Source organism: Sphingobacterium lumbrici (assembly GCF_006476045.1).
Classification (GTDB): domain Bacteria; phylum Bacteroidota; class Bacteroidia; order Sphingobacteriales; family Sphingobacteriaceae; genus Sphingobacterium; species Sphingobacterium lumbrici.
Genome location: NZ_SRZY01000027.1, coordinates 53,167 through 70,817, shown reverse-complemented (window position 1 = coordinate 70,817; position 17,651 = coordinate 53,167). Strand labels below are relative to the sequence as shown.

The following is a 17,651-nucleotide window of genomic DNA, read 5'->3' as shown; positions in this document are numbered from 1 at the left end:
AATTCTATATACTTAATTTCACTTCTTATACAAGAATCCTATCTCACTATCTATCATAAATTTCATTCAACTGCATAGCCAAACGAATACCTGCTTTAAGTAAGCAATCTTCCATGATATACTTGTAATCATAGATATAGCTATAACTTAGATTGGTGCTATTTTCCGCATCTTTATAGATCTTATTGGCCAGTTCGTGGGATTGGAACAAGATTTCTTCAAAAGTACAGTCTCTATATTTTTTATAGAAGTTCACATCATGGATGTCTAATACATCTGCATATTCTGTGAAACTGTATTTCTCATTATCAATCAAATCTGAATCCCATACGCGATGAATATTAGTCTTTCGTCCAAAAAAAATCACATTTATTTTGTTTCCCCCTAAATCTGCTTTCTGACCCACATGCATAGGCTGATGGGCATCTGCGAAAAGATGTATAATATAATACAAATCATGTTGTTTTTCTAATAGACTCGAACTAAGGCCATTTTGTGCATGATCCTTAATTCTTAAATAAGCTTTATAGAGATTATTTTCAGACGATTGCAGCAATTCATACGAAAATTGCTGAAAAGTTAGATTGGCATTCGTATTTACAAAATGCCAGGATCCGGTTTGATTCAGCTTGGGATCTGGGGCAGATTTAATAAAATCTGCCCAATTTGACCAATATGCTAATTTTTGATTGCCAATTATACTTTGAATGTTCTTCTTGGCTTTTTTTGTTAAATGTCGTTCAGCAATTTCCGCAATGACGCGATGTCCCGTCATTCCCCATGCCTGTACTGTTTGCATGGACGCTATAGAAATAAAAATGATTAGCGTTAGTAATGGTGAAAATTTATGCTTCATGTAAAGATTATTTAAAGATGTCAAATGAATACTTTGCGGCAGACCAAAATTCGTCTAGTGCGATGATGCGCGGTTTAAAAAATGAGATCAAAGCAGGCCAGTCTTCTCTTTTAAAGATACTGACGCTTTCCAGAGATATGGAAATGCGGCTTATTTGTTTTCCATATTCGTCATAATATACATTACTCCAATCCCACTCTTCCTGCAATGTAGCTTGAAAAACAGGTTTAAATTCCAAAAACTGTTCGAACACCAAATTTCTTATTCCTTCATCGGGTTGTGACATTTCAATCATTATAGTCGCTTTTTTATTAGTAACGTCCATACGAAAAAAGAGGTTTTTAATTCCTGTTTTATAATTCACCCAGTTAATTCTTTCCATGTCTGAAGAAGGAACAGCAGCCATATATTGACCAAATGTTGTCCAGAAATGTTCTTTAAGCTTTTTTGTTTCTTCTCGTGAGTACAATGTCTTTTTTTTACAAAATAAGCGATTTACTTACACAGTAAGTGTGCTTTAACTGAAAAAGTATTCTGATTATCCGCTTAGTCATCACAAACCTATGATTTAAATTATTTTCAGTATTCCTTCTGGGGTCTTTTAGCACCGTTGTAGCTTTATTGATACAGTATCTTTAAATTAATACTAATTTAATATGAATGAGTTATATTTGCGTAACTCAATCTAAAATTGTTATGAACAAAAAAATTACAACATTATTTTTTCTTTCTTTTCTTTTCATCCTTCCCCTATTTGGCCAGAAAGCCAAATATGTTTTTTTTATGATCGGTGACGGCATGGGGTTGAATCAAGTCAACGTCGCTGAAATATATTCGGCAGAATTAGCCGGAAGAAACGGTGTTTTCCCTCTGGTATTTACACAATTTCCATACGCAACATTCGGTACGTCATATTCTCTTTCTCACGGCGTTACAGATTCAGCAGCTGGAGGTACCGCACTTGCCGTAGGAAAAAAAACAAAGAATGGTGTCATAGGAATGGATAGCGCAGCCACCACACCTTATAAAAGTATTGCGTACGCTGCTAAAGCTAAAGGTATGAAAGTAGGTATTGCGACAAGTGTAAGTATAGATCATGCTACTCCCGCATCATTTTACGCCAACCGTGCCGATAGAAATATGTATTACGAAATTGGTTTGGATCTGATTAAATCTAATTTTGATTTTTTCGCGGGCTCCGGTTTTTTAAAACCAACCAAGACTTTTGACAATCAAGAAGCTCCTTCTCTGTTCCCTCAATTTGAAAAGGCAGGTTATCGTATTGTAAAGGGTTATAACGCATTTCAACAGATTAAGCAGAGCCAAGATAAGATCATCCTGATTAACACAGACGGAACAGATCCGTCAGCATTAAAATATGCAATTGATCAAAAAACTGATGATCTTAAATTAGCTGACATAACAGCTGCAGCTATTGAAGCGTTGACCATAAATAGTAAGGGTGAAGGCTTTTTCTTGATGGTAGAAGGTGGAAAAATAGATTGGGCCTGTCATGCAAACGATGGCGGCACGGCAATTCATGAAGTACTTGATTTCAACGAATCCGTTAAATTAGCTTTCGAATTTTACAAAAAGCATCCAGAAGAAACGCTTATTATCGTAACAGCAGATCACGAAACCGGTGGACTTGGAATCGGTAGCGGCGGCAGTAGTTTAAATACCAAAGCGCTAGAAGGACAGAAAATTTCACAGGGAGAACTTTCTACACGTATTCGAGAGCTGCGTAAAAATAGTCCCAATGCTAGTTGGGAAGAAGTAAAAAATTTATTGCAACAGAATTTAGGACTGTGGTCTACAGCAAAAGTAGCTGAGAGAGAGGAAAAAGAACTTTTTGCCGCTTACGAAAAGAGTTTCGTTAAGCATGAAAATGAGACAGAAAAAAGCCTTTATGCCAATGATGACAAAATAGCGGCACTAAGTATATCTGTATTGAATAAAATCTCCTCACTTAAATGGTCATCGGGAGGACATTCTGCTGCATATATCCCAATTTATGCAATTGGTGCAGGTGCTGATCTGTTCAGTCATAAAATGGAAAACATAGATATTCCAAAAAAAGTAGCTATCGCTGCTGGATTGGAGCTATAAAAAGCTAAAAGTGGGATGTGCATATAAGTGCACATCCCACTTTTAGCTTTTTAGAATGGGAGATCTGTATCGACCTCCTCCTCTATACGGGTATCGACCTCCTTTGAAGAATAATCCAATGCCATAAAATGATTTACCTTGATTTCAGCAATCAAACGCTTTACACCTTGGTTATCGATATATTCACGGTACTGTATTGCTCCCGATACTAAAATTTGTGCACCTTTTCTACCGTACTTTTCTACGACTTTATTCAACTCGCCCCATACCACACAGGTATGCCATTGTGTAGTCTCTTTCCATTCGCCACTACGTAATTTTATACGTTCATTGGTTGCCAAGCGCAACGTACAAACCTTCGTGTCCTGACTAGTTGTTTTGATTTCCGCATCGGCACCTAAACGTCCAATTAATTGAACTTGATTCACTAAAGCATTCATAATCTTAAAATTTAAATTGTAACATATTATTTAATTTAACCTAAACAACGAATAGCCTCTGAGCTATTTACTGAAACAAAGATGAGAAGGGTAATAAATTTTATTCGTATATTAAATGTTTATTACCGACTATAACCATTTGTAAACGTTTACAATTAGATATTAAAGATTAAATATGAGTGAAAAATCGTGCTTAGAATGTCTCAAACCCATAAAAGGGCGTTCAGATAAGCGTTTTTGTGATGATGCATGTAGAAACGCATACAACAACCGGATAAATGGTGAGCAGAATAATATCATCCGGAATATCAATTATATACTTCGCAAAAACAGAAGGATACTACAAGCTTTATTAGGAAATGAGAAGTTAGTTAAAATTTCGTTAGAGAAGCTTCAAAAAGAAGGGTTCCAATTTGATTATCATACACATCTGCTCCACACGAGTAAAGGGCAATCCTATGTCTTCGTTTACGAATATGGATACCTTCTTTTGGAACACAGCTTATGTTTGATCGTTAAACAAAAATAAAGAACGAACTGGCAAATTACGAATCAACAAGTGGTCTGCTATTCCACTTCTTCGTAATTCCAGTTTATCAATTTTTCTTCTAGGATACGCGCCATCTTATTAAAATAGCGCTTTTGTTTATAACCCATGACCCATTGAATACCTTGAACTGCATTGGTACAGAAAATCTCATCAGCACGTTTCATTATTTCCGGACTTATTTGCGCTTCAACCACGGGAATGCCTTCGTGTTTGGCCATATCCATTATAACACGGCGCATTACACCATCAATACACCCTTCAGATAGTGCTGGTGTATATAGTGTTTTTTCGTAATATACGAATATGTTAGATGTTAGCGCCTCACATAGAGAACCATCCTGATTTAATAGCAATACGTCGTCAAAAGAGAATTTTTTCTTATGTAATCCTGCCAAAACATATATAAGCGAATTATTGGATTTTATACCGGATAGATCGCTGTACGGTTTTTTGTATTCCGTGTAAAGATCTACGATCAATCCAACTTTCCGGTCCCGTAAGGTGTCCTCAAGCTTATGCACCTGAAGAACATAAACAGGTCTATTTGTCTGCGGACTGTATATACCGCCACCATCTCTAAACACAATCAAGCGGATGCGCAGACGTTTACCTACCAAATTGTTCTTCCGAATAAGCTCCTCTGCCCTACTTCGAATAAAGAATTCGTCAAATTTCGCATATTCATCCAAGTGCAACATTTTCATGCTCTTCTGTAATCTTTCAACGTGAAATTTCAGAAAACGAATATCACCGTCTTTCCATAGCATGGTCTCAAAAAGACCATCTCCATAACGAAAAGCACGGTTTTCAACTGTCATCACAGACGTATCCTCCGGTACTAACGTGCCATCGTAATTAATATAATGTATCGGCATAAAAGACTAATCTATTTTACTTCGTGACCATTGGCATAATTGCGCCATTTCTCTAGCACTAAACGAAAATCTTCTGGTATTGGTACGTCAAAATTTATCATTTTTTTTGATTTGGGATGTTCAAATCCCAATTCACGTGCATGTAATGCTTGTCGAGGCATCATTGTAAAGCAATTATCGACGAATTGCTTGTATTTATTAAAGACCGTTCCCTTAACGATTTTGTCACCACCATAAGCAGCGTCACTAAATAAGGGATGGCCTATTGATTTCATGTGCGTACGGATCTGGTGTGTACGACCTGTTTCTAATTGACATTCGATCAGGGTAACATAACCCAAGCGTTCTAAAACCTTGTAATGTGTTACCGACCACTTACCTTGTTCTGGCTCCTTGTACATTTCCATTACTCTCCGGTCTTTCATGTTACGCCCTATATATCCGGATACTGTACCATCTTCTGCGATGTCTCCCCATACTAGTGCCACGTAGCGACGCGCTATTGAGTGATCGTAAAACTGCTTGGCCAAATAGGTCATAGCCCATTCATTCTTCGCAATAACCAAAAGTCCGGAGGTATCCTTATCGATTCGATGTACAAGTCCGGGTCTTCCTGTATTCCCAGCCATATTGGGTAACTGACTTAAATAGAAAGTCAATGCGTTTACCAAAGTGCCCGTATAGTTATTAAACCCTGGATGTACAACCATTCCGGCCTCTTTATTGACAATCAACACATCGTCATCTTCATATATAATATCCAAAGGTATATCTTCCGGATATACTTCTGTATCACGCGGAGGATCTGGCAATACCATTGTGATAACATCCAAAGGCCTCACCTTATAGGAGGCTTTCACTATTTTATCATTAACACGAACCGTATCCGCGTCAATAGCATTCTGAATACGATTCCTAGACGTATTCTCTACTCTGTTCATCAAGAATTTATCCAAACGCAACGGAGCCTGTCCCTTATCCGCGATAATACGAATATGTTCAAATAATTCCTGTTCTTCTTGTTCCAGTAATTCTAAATCCTCAACCATTGCACAAAAGTAACGCAAATAGGTCAAAAAACGTTTAACTTTGGATAAAGAACATAAATTAAATATAATAATACAATTGACACTTGATTTTTATAGTCCTGAACAGGAATTATTTCTTCCCTTATTTAAAGAGAAGCAAATACGGGTTTTCGTTAAACGAGATGATTTGATACATCCGTTTATTTCAGGGAACAAATGGCGTAAACTTAAATACGCTTTAATTTCGGCTAAAAGAAACGCACAAGATACGCTCGTTACTTTTGGAGGCGCTTGGTCCAATCACCTGCTGGCTACGGCTTGTGCAGGAGCGACTTTTGGATTTAAAACTTTTGGATTTGTACGCGGTGACAACGTATCTAATCCCGTCTTGGCGATGTGTAAACTCTATGGCATGCAACTGGAATTCGTATCCCGAACGGATTATAAACACAAAGAAAACTTATATCTTCAACGATTTGCGCATTCCAGCAATACGCTCTTTATTGATGAAGGCGGATATGGACCTGAGGGCATGAAAGGCTGTTCCGAAATAATTGCAGAATTAAAACAAGATTACAACCATATCTTTTGTGCTGCAGGTACGGGTACAACGCTAGCCGGATTATCGAAGGGAATTGCAGATCATCAGTGGGGTAACACAACGCTTCATGGCATTCCAGTATTAAAAGGGGGAGATTTTATCGAAGAGGAGATGAAAAATCTTATGGCTCCCATCAACCAATTGACTTTGCATACGGCTTATCATTTTGGGGGATATGCCAAAACCAGTCCTGAATTATTCCTTTTTATCCGGGAATTTGTATCCAAAACTGGTATTATGATAGAGCCAGTTTATACCGGAAAGCTTTTCTACGCTTTTCAGGATTTAGTAAAAAAGAATACTTTCTTAGCTGATGAGAAGATATTGATACTACATACAGGTGGATTAACGGGTTTTTTAGGCATGTACGAGCAATTTTTATAGCTTTTATTGTTCGCGTTACACCTGTTTTTGGTAGTCATTATGTTATTTTCAAGATTATTTCATGAAATAATAAAGGCGCTACAGCGCCTTTATTGTTAATCGGTCAACGTGGTGATATCCACTTTTGGCTTAGGTAGATTCATTTCTTCAATGGCTTTTTTACATACATCAACCATCTCTTGGGTCATATTATATGCGTAATTTCCATAATCATTAAGGATAATTTCACCTACATGGAAAAAGCCATATTTATCAAAGAACTCTGTTAAATCAACTTTACTAATCTCACATGCTGTTTTTATAAAATTTAATTGATGTACCGCAGGATTATTATTTCCCATCATTCTGTCTGAAGCCCAGTTGTCTCCACGAGTTCTTCCTTGTTGACGTGGTATTGCAGCCTGCTTACGAAACGCCTCAAACAAATCCGGATAAAAATCTGGGTTGGCACCCATCCCCTCAAAATACAATTGTAACTGCCAAAATGGGACTAAACGATTGAATACATCCGGATCTTGCAAATAGCTGATACCTTTGCTGATAATACTATCTGTAGCTGATTTATACTTTTTTTGCTCAGATATACGGGTAGGATTTCCGAATGAACGGGTCACATATAGCGAAAAAAGATTATTACTCACTTCTCCTAATCCACCCCAGTTAAAAGCAGGGCGCATTTGGTGTACATGGCCCACCTCATGACTAAAACCCCAACAAGGATCACCTTTTATTACACGAGTGGGATCTACCACTAAGGGCATAGCATTTCCTGGAGTAGTCCCCATATAAGCTACCCCATTCCCATCTCTGAACATATAGTAATTATAATTTACCCGTGACAATATTCTGTTTTTAGGCACTCTATTGTACTTTTCAAGTCCCATAATCCGATGTTGCCTATATACCAGTGAATCATAGTTGTTAATCAGTTCCACGCCTCTTCCGTAAGCATATTTTTTACAAGCTTCCACCGGATAAGCAATTTGAATATGCTTGCCGATCGCATCAATAACCGGATAAACTGCATTATCAAGCAGTTTATTCCAATCTGCATCTGTATGTTTTGCTCCATCAAAATAGCCGTTCACTTTTGCATTTAAAAAATGTACTTGAATGGACTGTTCCTCTTTTGGCGTAGCAGAAAAATAATCTATATAAGCCAAACTTCCGAAGTCCTTCAATTCGATAATATTGACTCCATTTCGAAGCCTGAACTCCTGCTTCTCTATTCCCCATCCCTTTGGATCTTTAGTCGGATCTATACCTTCAGGAGCCCTACGATTCCAATTGGGAACAATAAGATTCACTTCTTTATTTGTTGCTATTCCATCAACAAGAATAACATGCTTTCCTTCGGGAAGATATACACCGGTGATATTTTCATATTTACTGTAACCATCTCCAATACTCAATTCCCGACCCAATATAGAAGGTGAAAGCAGCGCTTGATAATTTGCATAACGGTATGCGGTTTCATACTCACCCGCTAATAGCTGGAGCGCCATGTCCTTTATCTGCGTATCTGCTATCTTATTGATATCAGCTTTCTTTATTCCCTTTTTTAATTTCAACGCTAAGGGATCCTCAAATACAGTCAAAGAAGCGTAAGCATCTTTAATCTCCTTTGCCGTTTGAGCAATCAGGGGAGCTGTAACGATAAAATTTACAGCTATAAAAAACAATGTCTTTTTCATCTATTTGTCTTTTTATTAATGGTTGATGAGCGCTAGATATTAATAGTAAATGTAGTTTATGTACATAATTATTTATATCTCGGTTTCATACAATGAGGATTAATTTGTCCCCTAAGATAATTTCAATCCCTAAAGAAAAAGCAGACCGCAATGTACCAAAATCATTACAAGACATGAATTCGAGCTTATAGCCGCTAATCAACCGTTTGACTAATTTTCGATAAAGTTTCATCAAAAACAGCCACAATAGATAGAAGCAGAAATTTTATCCGAAAAAATATTATAAACTCCAACTATGTGCTGTAATAGTGTCGAGTCTCCTGAAGAAGCTCGTGTGATTTTAGCGCTTTTGTAAGTCGGTTTTGGCATAAAACGCTTCCTTTTAGATAGTGCTGTTTTAGGTGCTGTTTTTTCATCTAAAATGTAAAAACAGCATTCAGGATACCTGAATGTGGTTTTGATTGTGGACCCGCAAAGAAATAGTTCGAACCCTCCCACCGGGTTCTCATCCCCCCTAAACAACAAAAGCTCAACTTTCGTTGAGCTTTTGTTGTTGTGGACCCGGAGGGATTCGAACCCTCGTCCAAACATAGTATAATTTACGCTTTCTACATGCTTAGCTTCTCTTTAATTGTCGGGAGAGAGAAGGTGAGTCGCCTACCTATACTGTTCTCCGTATTTACTGTGTCTTACCAATGCTTAGCAAAATCACATTGGCCAGTTCTATTGTTCGATGCCCCTGATGTTAAACCAAAGAACAGGATCTAACGGGACAAATAGCTATGTTAAGTCTAACTTAAGCAGCTAAGGCGTAGTTTTCTTCGCCAGTTGTAAAGTTGAAAGTTCAGATTAAAGTGCTCTACTAACAACGCACTGCATGCTTACATAATCATCGCTATCCTGTCAATTCCGGTCGAGCCCAATTATGCATTTACAATACAAAAATACACATATTATTTTAATAGTGAATCATCAAAAATCTTAACAGAAACTTTTCTATACAAACAAATTGTATTAACTCGTTGTTATCCAATAAAAAAACAGAAAATAAATTAATTTAATATGTCAGAAGATAACACTAAATCTGTGCCAAATTCAAAATTTACTACGGAATCTACAAATTCGAAGAATACGACAGCAAAATCATCAAGGACTAAACCAGCTGCCTCACCCAGAACGACAACTGCAAAGCCTGCCGATAAAATAGTGGTTAAGTCGACTTCAAATACACCGGACAAAGATAAAGTAACTATACCGGATGCTAAAAAAAAGAAAAAGGGTTATAAAGAAGATGATTCTGTCAAAATAAAAGAGGCAAAAGCAAAAAAATCGGAAGATAAAATGACCAAAGAGGGTAAAAAAGCTAACAAATCAAAGAAAGACAAAAAATCGGACACTAAAAAAACTAAGCAAGAAGAAGGAACCTTAAATAAGGTCAAAGAAATAATTAAAGATTTTTATAAAAAGGTGGCTAAAGAAAAGGCAAAAGTAGCAAAAGACTTAAAGAGGAAGCTCAAAAAGAAAAAATAGACATCAATTTATACAAATCGAACAGGCTTATTAATTATAAATAAGCCTGTTCGATTCTTAAATTACTCCTTCGACCTATAGTCATTTAAGTTAAGCCTTACGAACGGATACCGCGTTTTTGTGTGCGTGCAATCCTTCAAGTTCAGCTAATATTTCTACAGTAGAACCGATCTGTTCAAGGCCTTCCTCCGATATATGTTGAAACGTAATTTTCTTGACAAACGAATCAACAGACACACCTGAATACGAACGGGCATATCCCGACGTAGGTAAGGTATGATTTGTACCCGAGGCGTAGTCACCCGCACTTTCAGGTGTAAGGTGCCCTAAAAATACCGAGCCCGCGTTTAGTATTAAAGAAGTGATTGTTTGCCAATTATCTGTTTCTAATATAAGGTGTTCGGGAGCATATTTGTTGGAAAATTGTATAGCCTCGCGTAGATCTTCTGTAAAAATAGCGTACGAATTTTCAATCGCTTTCTGCGCAAGTTCCGCTCGGGGTAACACAACCAATTGTTTAACCAATTCGGTATTTACTGCCTGGATAAGATCAATGTCTGTCGCTACTAATACTGCTTGACTATCGACACCATGTTCTGCCTGAGCCAAAAGATCAGCAGCTACAAAAGCTGGATTTGCCGACTGATCCGCTATAACCAATACTTCGGAGGGTCCTGCAGGCATATCAATGCTTACATTGGTCGTCCCCTGAATAAGACTTTTGGCTTTGGTTACAAATTGATTGCCCGGGCCAAAGATCTTATCAACTTTAGGAATAGATTCCGTACCATAGGCCATAGCTGCTACGGCCTGTGCGCCACCTACTAGATAGATCTTTTTGATTTGAAGTAACTTTAGACAATACGCAACGAAACCGTTGATTTTCCCAGATTTTTGAGGGGGCGAACAGACTACGATCTCACGACATCCTGCAATTCGTGCCGGCACGCCTAACATCAGAAGAGTAGAAGGTAAAACGGCTGATCCGCCAGGGATATATAATCCTACTTTTTCTATAGGACGCACTTCCCGCCAACATTTTACGCCGGGCATCGTTTCTACGACCCGCTCTTTACGAAGCTGAGTACTATGAAATTTATGGATGTTCTGGAAAGCAATTTCCAAAGCGCGTTGCTGGTCTCTTGAAATAGTAGCCGCCAATATATCAATATCGGACTCATCCAGAAACAATTGATCGATTTGAACGTGATCAAATCTAGCTGCAAAATCCCTTAGCGACTGATCGCCTTTAATCTTCACTTCTTCCATAATCGATACTACAGTATCCTGAATCGCATTATTGGGATCTGTGTTACGTGCTACGAGTCTTTCAATCTCTTCAATCGACAATTCGTTATAGTGATAGGTTTTTAGCATTACAAAATTATTTTTTCGATCGGCATTACGACGATTCCCTGTGCTCCAGCCGATTTCAATCTGTTAATTTTTCCCCAGAAATCATCTTCCGAAATCACGGTATGAACAGCGACCCAGCCATCTTCAGCTAAAGGAACTACCGTTGGGCTCTTTACACCGTGTAGTAGTTCTGTAATCAATGGAAGATTAGATTTCTCAACATTCAGTACAACGTATTTGGTTTCTTTAGCACGTAACACCGACTGTATACGCTGCAATAATTCACATAAGATCTCATTTTCTTCCAAACCATCACGTCCAATTAAGATTGCTTCCGACGTACGTACATCTGCAAAAGGTTTCAGCCCATTATTTTTTAAGGTCCCTCCGGTAGAAACAATGTCACATATAGCATCACTTAATCCCAGTCCAGGTGCAATCTCGACTGATCCTGATATTTCTTGAACATCGGATTTGATATTATATTCGGCTAAAAAGTTTTGAAGAATTACCGGATACGAAGTCGCAATGGATTTTCCATTTAAATCTTTCAGGTCTTGAATATCCGAATCCTTTGGAATAGCTAATTTCAATGTACATTTGCCAAATCCTAGTCGTTGCAGATAAGTGACTTTTGCCTTGGTTTCGTCAATGACATTTTCACCTACGATACCCAAGTCAGCTATTCCTTCTTCAACATACCCCGGTATATCATCGTCACGCAAGAAAAGGATTTCGAGGTTAAAATTGGAAACAGTTGTGATTAAGGAGCTTTTATAATTTTCGAAATCAAGTCCACAGTTTTTTAGTAGTTGTACTGATTTCTCATTTAATCTACCCGATTTTTGGATAGCTATCTTTAGATTTTTCAAAATATTTTTTGGTTTTTGTTGAATAACAATTATTAATATTTAATATAGACACAAAGGGGAAAATGCTTCACGTAGAAACACATAACATTACATATCGCCACAATGGCGATGATGGAAATGTACGTGACGTGTAAACAAATATGTCATTAATTATCAATAATACACAAAAGTAGCTTTTTTATTAATTTTTACAAAATATAGTTGTCCTATTTTTGAAATTATTATTAAACCGTAGTCTATTTCTTTAATGTTGCCAAACCTTTATAATGCTGACACAATAAGGAACGATAGTGTATAGTATTCATCTTCTAGTCTGTGCTGTTAACCACTAAATCTGTGCTTTATAAGATGAGATTAGTACTGCACTATTGCCTATAATCAATATTATCCAAAGCATTGTGTTTTTTTTAAAATCTTATTATATTTGCCTTAATTTAAAATCAGTCTAAATAAAAACATCGCTATGTTAAAGTTTTATAAGCAACAATATATTAAGTTAGTAACTTCTGGTTTTCTGCTTTTCAGTGGTACTTATGCATCAGCTCAAGCATTACAGATAAAAGTGAGTGATCAACAAAAAAATGCAATTGTCAATGCCAATATTTGGATAGATGGACGAAATTTAGGTTACACTGATAAGAATGGAATTTTTCAGTTGCCTTCTTCAACAGCAAATAATATACGGTTAGGTGTTTCATACGCAGGCTACCACGACCTGGATAAAGTAGTGTTGTTAGATACGGTCAGCAAACAACAGTTACTGATTTCATTAGAAGGCATCCAAAATCTCCACGAAGTAGTAGTAACCGCCGGACGTAAACCTGAAAGCATCTCTACAGTACCTTCTTCAATTTCTATCCTCACAGCTAAAGATATCGAAGCACAAAGTCAGATAAGTACTAATTTAGCTAGTATATTAGGTAATACTGTCCCAGGATTAGGAACCACGACCAATAAAGCTACTAATGCGGGACAAACCCTCCGAGGAAGATCAGTTTTGGTATTGATTGACGGTATTCCACAATCAACTCCTCTTATGAATGGTGCTCGAGATTTACGATCCATCGATCCGAGCGTTATAGAGCGGGTAGAAATAATCAAAGGAGCAACTTCTATTTACGGAAACGGCTCAGCAGGTGGTATTATTAACTATATTACCAAAAGCAACGATCGTTTAAGTGTCCCTATTGGCGGTGTTACCACGATGAGAAGTACGTTAAGTCCTTATCGAAGTAGCGAAACAGCCGGATATAGGATTGCGCAAAGTTTATATGGTCGCCGCAATAAATTTAGCTATACAGTCAGTGGATCAGCAGATTACACCGCATTACAGCGAGACGCTGATGGCATAGCTCTCGGGCAAACGGATGGACTATCAAACAGCTACCAGTACAATGCCTTTGTTAAACTAGGGTACAATATCGATTCCACCTCTTCTCTAGCCCTTGTCTACAATTTATATAACAGTACACAGCACTCTCGATACATCAGTCAGGCTGGTGTATATGAAGAGTCGCCAACTATCGGCATCAAAGGTGAAGATCCGGGAAAACCTGCTGGCACACCATACAACCACAATGCCATGTTAACTTATACCAAAAACAATCTATTTGACAATACGTTATTTCAAGTATCGGGCTATTATAATACATTTAGATCGATGAATCGTTATGTCGAGAATGCAACAGCATGGTACGGTCCGGGACAGACACAGATAAACTCCACAAAAAAAGGGTTGCGTATTAACCTAAATACCCCTTTTCAAATAGGAAATTTCCCTTCTGAAGTCACTTATGGTCTCGACCTACTTAATGATGTTACCAATCAAGACCTAACGGATGGTAGAGTATACATTCCTAATATGAATATGGTTAATATGGCACCTTACGCACAGGTAAAGATTGACTTTTTTGAAAATCTAATTTTCAAAGGTGGTCTACGTTATGAAAATGCAACTGTGACGATCAAAAACTTCAATACGATAGCAACAGGACCAAACAACGAAGGCAGTATTGCCGTAACGGGGGGAGAAATACCTTACAATGGGACGATGTTTAATGCTGGTCTGCGTTTTAATAAATATGATTTCTTTAATCCATTTGTCAGTTTTTCTCAAGGTTTCGCAATCAACGAATTGGGCCGTATCGTCCGCCGAGCTACCAATAACGATCTAGATAGTCTAAAGACAGATCCTATCATTACAAATAATTATGAAGTAGGTTTCTCCAGCACATATAGTATATTCCAATTGTCCGCAGCCTATTACAAAAGTACATCAAAGTTAGGCGTTGAACTTGTGGATGTCGGTGGTTATTTAATGCCGCAGCGCACACCACAGTATATTTACGGATTCGAAGTCGCACTGAATGCAAGGCTCTCCTCCAATTGGACAGTGGGTGGTACCTACGCTTATGTAGAAGGTAAGTCTGAACAGGAAAACGGCATCGAGACCTATATTAATGGATCCCTGATTGGCCCTCCTAAGGCGACTGGATACGTCTATTTTACGCCCGATCAAGCTTGGAACATTCAATTATTTTGGGTACATACCGGTTCAAGAGATCGATTTGATTCAGTTCAAGCGACCGGAAAATACCGAGCAACAGAAGGCCCTGTGCACGATGTAAACCTCTTTAATCTAAATGCTTCTTATAAGATTAATAATCAGTGGTCATTGGGAATGGGTATAGAGAACCTGTTTAATACAGACTATTATACTGTACTTAGTCAATATAGAGCTGAAAATGTCAACTATGTAAAAGGAATGGGGACGATAGCCTCATTAAACATTAATTACAAATTTTAAGTGTTCAAGAAGATAATCCTTTGGCTGCACAAATGGCTTGGCATCATAACAGGTATAGTGGTATTCTTACTGAGTATCACGGGATGCCTCTATACCTTTCACGATGATCTCAAGCTTGTGGTATACCCACAAAAATATTTTATCCAAATGGAGGCTGATCAGTCATCGCCTCTACCCCTAAGTGAATTGCTCGAAATCGCGCAGGAAGCACTTGAAAAAGAAGAAACGGTGTCGCGTGTTGATCTATATCCGGCTCCGGATCGAACCTGGGTATTCCGTGCACAGGAAACGGACGAACAAGCGTTTGGTTATTGGAACTATTACGTTTATTACAAACGTGTATTCATTAATCCCTATACCGGAGAAGTCACAGCGATTGAAAATTCTAAAACCGAGTTTTTTCAGCTGATGCTACAACTGCATCTCCATTTACTACTCGGTAAAAAATACGGACACCCAATAGTCGGCTACTCTACAGCGATTTTTGCAGTTACCCTTCTCTCGGGAATTGTATTGTGGTGGCCGAAAAAGTGGAAAGGTAAAACCTTAAAACGCAGCATTTGGTTCAATATAAAAACCAAATGGAAGCGCTTCAACTATGATCTGCACAATGTGCTCGGTTTCTACAGCTTCTTATTAGCACTAGCCATAGCTATTACCGGATTGGTATTCTCATTTCCCGGTTTCAAAATGTCGTATACCACTTTTCTAAACAGCTTTTCTACTGGCAATCAGCCACTACTGTCATTACCTCAGTCTCCAATAGATAGCATATATATTGACCCTTTGGACAATGCACTCCATTATGCACTAGAAAAGCATAATGACGCGGGTATGATGTCGATACGCCTACGATCGTCAAATATCCCAGTGCTAGATATACAGGTACGTTTGGATGAGCAACGTAGCGGACTTTTTGAATGGTACTATTTCGATAAAAACAATCTATATATCAAAGAAATAAAATCAAGCAAATCTCTATCCGGTGGTGATAAAATAGCGTCATTAAATTACGACATCCATACAGGTAACATTCGTGGTATATGGACTAAAGTCCTAGCCTTTTTTGTATCCTTAATTTGCGCCATTCTCCCGGTAACCGGCTATATTATTTGGTGGAATAAAAGCAGGAAAAAAAACTTTAACCAACTTTTATCTAAGCTATAAATCTATAATATACAGATATCTCCCCTTTTTTATCTCCACTCCTTTTGCAATATGAGTACAATAAAAGCAAATATAACCTGAATGTAAAAATAAGCCCCCCGCGATTCATCTGTATCGTGGGGAGCTTATTTTTACAAGGCTGAATTTTAGTTATTCAATAACTGACGTAAATAATAAACGGGAATATCTGTCACCGTTTGATCGGAAAGACCTCCGGAAAGCTGCTTTATTTTGGCATTGTTTATATATACAGCAGATTTTCCTTCTGTAGTCACATTCATTTCGTCTATGTGGCTTGCAGTATCTTTTTGTAAGTTAAATGCGATCTCCGAATCTTTAATACTTGCATGTAATCTTGTAAAAGCTTTTTTATGAAAGCGAATAGAACTGCTATCAAGATCTAATGTAAGATCACGTACGCCATGTAGTGGCTCACTGGCAATATCAACCCAGCGCATATCAAAATTGGACTTGCTCACTTTTAATGATAAATGATCTATTTTCGTATTCAATCCAAAAGTAAAATTCCGTTGCCCTACTAGGTTCATCTGGAACGCTGATGCCTGAACTGTAAAATTGTGTAGCTCTACGTTGGAAACTGATAATTCGTCCACCTGAGGTGAAAATATGGAAACCGATAAATAGTTATATCTATCACGGTTTTGAAAATCAAGTTCTAAATTTCCTCGATCGTCGATCTGATAGACAAAATCAGTTTCTTTTCCTTTATCTACTTTAACGGCAAATTTTTCGCTTTTTACGAGCTGAAGAGTGAGAGACGTACGATTGGACCCTACGATACTAACTTGTTTAAAAGGCTGTACGTTTATCGTACGCATATATTTGTCAGAAACGTCCATACTTATTGCTTCCTCTTGCGTTATGGCTGAATACTCCTTTGCATCAACGCGATTGATTTTTGTTACTACATACATAACACTGATCGGTATCACAAAAAGTATTATCGCCAAGGCAATCAATAATTTATTACTTAATTTCATCGCTATCTATTTTTTGAAGTTTTGTTCAATAAACGCCTGATACATACGGGTGATGTCATCCAGGTCAATATTTAATAAATAAATGTTTTTAAACACCTGAGGTAATTCTTCGCCGATAAAGATTGCCTTTCGGTAATGCTGTACCTGTTGAATAGCATCCAGACTGAGAAAAAAGCCAACCCCCCTTTTGTTGTAGATAATTCCCTTCTGCTGCAATAACTCATAGGTACGCGCCACGGTATTGGGATTAACCTCCACATTTACTGCCATATCCCGGACTGAAGGAATCTTTTCTTCCGGCTTCCAACTACCGAGCAATATATGCTCACAGACGTGCTCCGCAATCTGTAGATATATTGCTTTATTATTATTAAAATCCATA

16 protein-coding genes and 1 other RNA gene are annotated in these 17,651 nt (G+C 37.7%); 6 read left to right on the top strand and 11 right to left on the bottom strand.

The features are described from left to right. Positions 1 to 46 precede the first annotated feature (46 nt). Positions 47 to 856 (bottom strand): S1/P1 nuclease, encoded by an 810-nt coding sequence (locus E4F24_RS08075; protein ID WP_140938185.1) that lies wholly within the window; start codon positions 854 to 856, stop codon positions 47 to 49. A 7-nt stretch (positions 857 to 863) separates the two neighbouring features. After that, positions 864 to 1,325, bottom strand: a complete 462-nt coding sequence (locus E4F24_RS08070; RefSeq protein ID WP_181182412.1) for a DUF4268 domain-containing protein — start codon at positions 1,323 to 1,325, stop codon at positions 864 to 866. Positions 1,326 to 1,552: 227 nt separating this feature from the next. Between E4F24_RS08070 and E4F24_RS08065 the strand changes: the two genes are divergently transcribed. Further along, entirely contained in the window at positions 1,553 to 2,965 is a 1,413-nt protein-coding gene (locus E4F24_RS08065) for an alkaline phosphatase (protein ID WP_140938184.1), read from the top strand. A gap of 50 nt (positions 2,966 to 3,015) precedes the next feature. Here the strand turns inward: E4F24_RS08065 and E4F24_RS08060 are convergent, their stop codons facing one another. Next, positions 3,016 to 3,405 (bottom strand): single-stranded DNA-binding protein, encoded by a 390-nt coding sequence (locus E4F24_RS08060; protein WP_140938183.1) that lies wholly within the window; start codon positions 3,403 to 3,405, stop codon positions 3,016 to 3,018. A gap of 175 nt (positions 3,406 to 3,580) precedes the next feature. Between E4F24_RS08060 and E4F24_RS08055 the strand changes: the two genes are divergently transcribed. Next, positions 3,581 to 3,934, top strand: a complete 354-nt coding sequence (locus tag E4F24_RS08055; protein ID WP_140938182.1) for a hypothetical protein — start codon at positions 3,581 to 3,583, stop codon at positions 3,932 to 3,934. 38 nt (positions 3,935 to 3,972) lie between these two features. On the opposite strand, the gene E4F24_RS08050 is transcribed toward E4F24_RS08055, so the two are convergent. Beyond that, positions 3,973 to 4,830 (bottom strand): aminotransferase class IV, encoded by an 858-nt coding sequence (locus E4F24_RS08050; RefSeq protein WP_140938181.1) that lies wholly within the window; start codon positions 4,828 to 4,830, stop codon positions 3,973 to 3,975. Positions 4,831 to 4,841: 11 nt separating this feature from the next. After that, positions 4,842 to 5,879 (bottom strand): RluA family pseudouridine synthase, encoded by a 1,038-nt coding sequence (locus tag E4F24_RS08045; protein WP_140938180.1) that lies wholly within the window; start codon positions 5,877 to 5,879, stop codon positions 4,842 to 4,844. Between the two features lie 40 nt (positions 5,880 to 5,919). On the opposite strand from E4F24_RS08045, the gene E4F24_RS08040 reads away from it, so the two are divergent. Beyond that, complete coding sequence (locus tag E4F24_RS08040; protein WP_235891179.1) at positions 5,920 to 6,843, top strand: 1-aminocyclopropane-1-carboxylate deaminase/D-cysteine desulfhydrase; 924 nt, start codon at positions 5,920 to 5,922, stop codon at positions 6,841 to 6,843. 95 nt (positions 6,844 to 6,938) lie between these two features. Here the strand turns inward: E4F24_RS08040 and E4F24_RS08035 are convergent, their stop codons facing one another. Both E4F24_RS08035 and ssrA read right to left on the bottom strand, forming a co-directional pair. Further along, positions 6,939 to 8,537: a M60 family metallopeptidase gene (locus E4F24_RS08035; RefSeq protein WP_140938179.1), complete on the bottom strand. Its 1,599-nt coding sequence runs from the start codon at positions 8,535 to 8,537 to the stop codon at positions 6,939 to 6,941. A gap of 553 nt (positions 8,538 to 9,090) precedes the next feature. After that, positions 9,091 to 9,458: a transfer-messenger RNA gene (gene ssrA, locus E4F24_RS08030) on the bottom strand. Positions 9,459 to 9,743: 285 nt separating this feature from the next. Between ssrA and E4F24_RS08025 the strand changes: the two genes are divergently transcribed. After that, positions 9,744 to 10,067 carry a hypothetical protein gene (locus E4F24_RS08025; RefSeq protein ID WP_140938178.1) on the top strand — a complete coding sequence of 108 codons (324 nt, stop codon included), beginning with the start codon at positions 9,744 to 9,746 and terminating at the stop codon, positions 10,065 to 10,067. Positions 10,068 to 10,157: 90 nt separating this feature from the next. Here E4F24_RS08025 and hisD read toward each other — a convergent pair whose 3' ends face one another. Then, a complete protein-coding gene (gene hisD / locus E4F24_RS08020) occupies positions 10,158 to 11,444 on the bottom strand; it encodes a histidinol dehydrogenase (protein WP_140938177.1) in 1,287 nt (428 codons plus the stop codon). Further along, positions 11,444 to 12,295, bottom strand: coding sequence for an ATP phosphoribosyltransferase (gene hisG, locus E4F24_RS08015; RefSeq protein WP_140938176.1), 852 nt, complete (start codon positions 12,293 to 12,295; stop codon positions 11,444 to 11,446). The genes hisD and hisG overlap by 1 nt, the downstream gene beginning before the upstream one ends. Before the next feature lie 463 nt (positions 12,296 to 12,758). Between hisG and E4F24_RS08010 the strand changes: the two genes are divergently transcribed. Together E4F24_RS08010 and E4F24_RS08005 are read left to right on the top strand one after the other, a co-directional pair. Then, positions 12,759 to 15,101 carry a TonB-dependent receptor gene (locus E4F24_RS08010; RefSeq protein WP_140938175.1) on the top strand — a complete coding sequence of 781 codons (2,343 nt, stop codon included), beginning with the start codon at positions 12,759 to 12,761 and terminating at the stop codon, positions 15,099 to 15,101. Continuing rightward, positions 15,102 to 16,268 carry a PepSY-associated TM helix domain-containing protein gene (locus tag E4F24_RS08005; protein ID WP_140938174.1) on the top strand — a complete coding sequence of 389 codons (1,167 nt, stop codon included), beginning with the start codon at positions 15,102 to 15,104 and terminating at the stop codon, positions 16,266 to 16,268. It begins immediately after the preceding gene. A 146-nt stretch (positions 16,269 to 16,414) separates the two neighbouring features. Here the strand turns inward: E4F24_RS08005 and E4F24_RS08000 are convergent, their stop codons facing one another. Beyond that, on the bottom strand, positions 16,415 to 17,269 hold the full coding sequence (locus E4F24_RS08000) for a hypothetical protein (protein ID WP_140938173.1): 855 nt from the start codon (positions 17,267 to 17,269) through the stop codon (positions 16,415 to 16,417). A gap of 6 nt (positions 17,270 to 17,275) precedes the next feature. Further along, positions 17,276 to 17,650 carry a GntR family transcriptional regulator gene (locus E4F24_RS07995; RefSeq protein WP_140938172.1) on the bottom strand — a complete coding sequence of 125 codons (375 nt, stop codon included), beginning with the start codon at positions 17,648 to 17,650 and terminating at the stop codon, positions 17,276 to 17,278. Between the last annotated feature and the right edge of the window lies 1 nt (position 17,651).

Coding starts and splice junctions, on each gene's coding strand:
- E4F24_RS08075 (WP_140938185.1), bottom strand. CDS start 856: ATGAAGCATAAATTTTCACCATTACTAACGCTAATCATTTTTATTTCT.
- E4F24_RS08065 (WP_140938184.1), top strand. CDS start 1,553: ATGAACAAAAAAATTACAACATTATTTTTTCTTTCTTTTCTTTTCATC.
- E4F24_RS08060 (WP_140938183.1), bottom strand. CDS start 3,405: ATGAATGCTTTAGTGAATCAAGTTCAATTAATTGGACGTTTAGGTGCC.
- E4F24_RS08055 (WP_140938182.1), top strand. CDS start 3,581: ATGAGTGAAAAATCGTGCTTAGAATGTCTCAAACCCATAAAAGGGCGT.
- E4F24_RS08050 (WP_140938181.1), bottom strand. CDS start 4,830: ATGCCGATACATTATATTAATTACGATGGCACGTTAGTACCGGAGGAT.
- E4F24_RS08045 (WP_140938180.1), bottom strand. CDS start 5,879: ATGGTTGAGGATTTAGAATTACTGGAACAAGAAGAACAGGAATTATTT.
- E4F24_RS08035 (WP_140938179.1), bottom strand. CDS start 8,537: ATGAAAAAGACATTGTTTTTTATAGCTGTAAATTTTATCGTTACAGCT.
- hisD (WP_140938177.1), bottom strand. CDS start 11,444: ATGCTAAAAACCTATCACTATAACGAATTGTCGATTGAAGAGATTGAA.
- E4F24_RS08010 (WP_140938175.1), top strand. CDS start 12,759: ATGTTAAAGTTTTATAAGCAACAATATATTAAGTTAGTAACTTCTGGT.
- E4F24_RS08000 (WP_140938173.1), bottom strand. CDS start 17,269: ATGAAATTAAGTAATAAATTATTGATTGCCTTGGCGATAATACTTTTT.
- E4F24_RS07995 (WP_140938172.1), bottom strand. CDS start 17,650: ATGGATTTTAATAATAATAAAGCAATATATCTACAGATTGCGGAGCAC.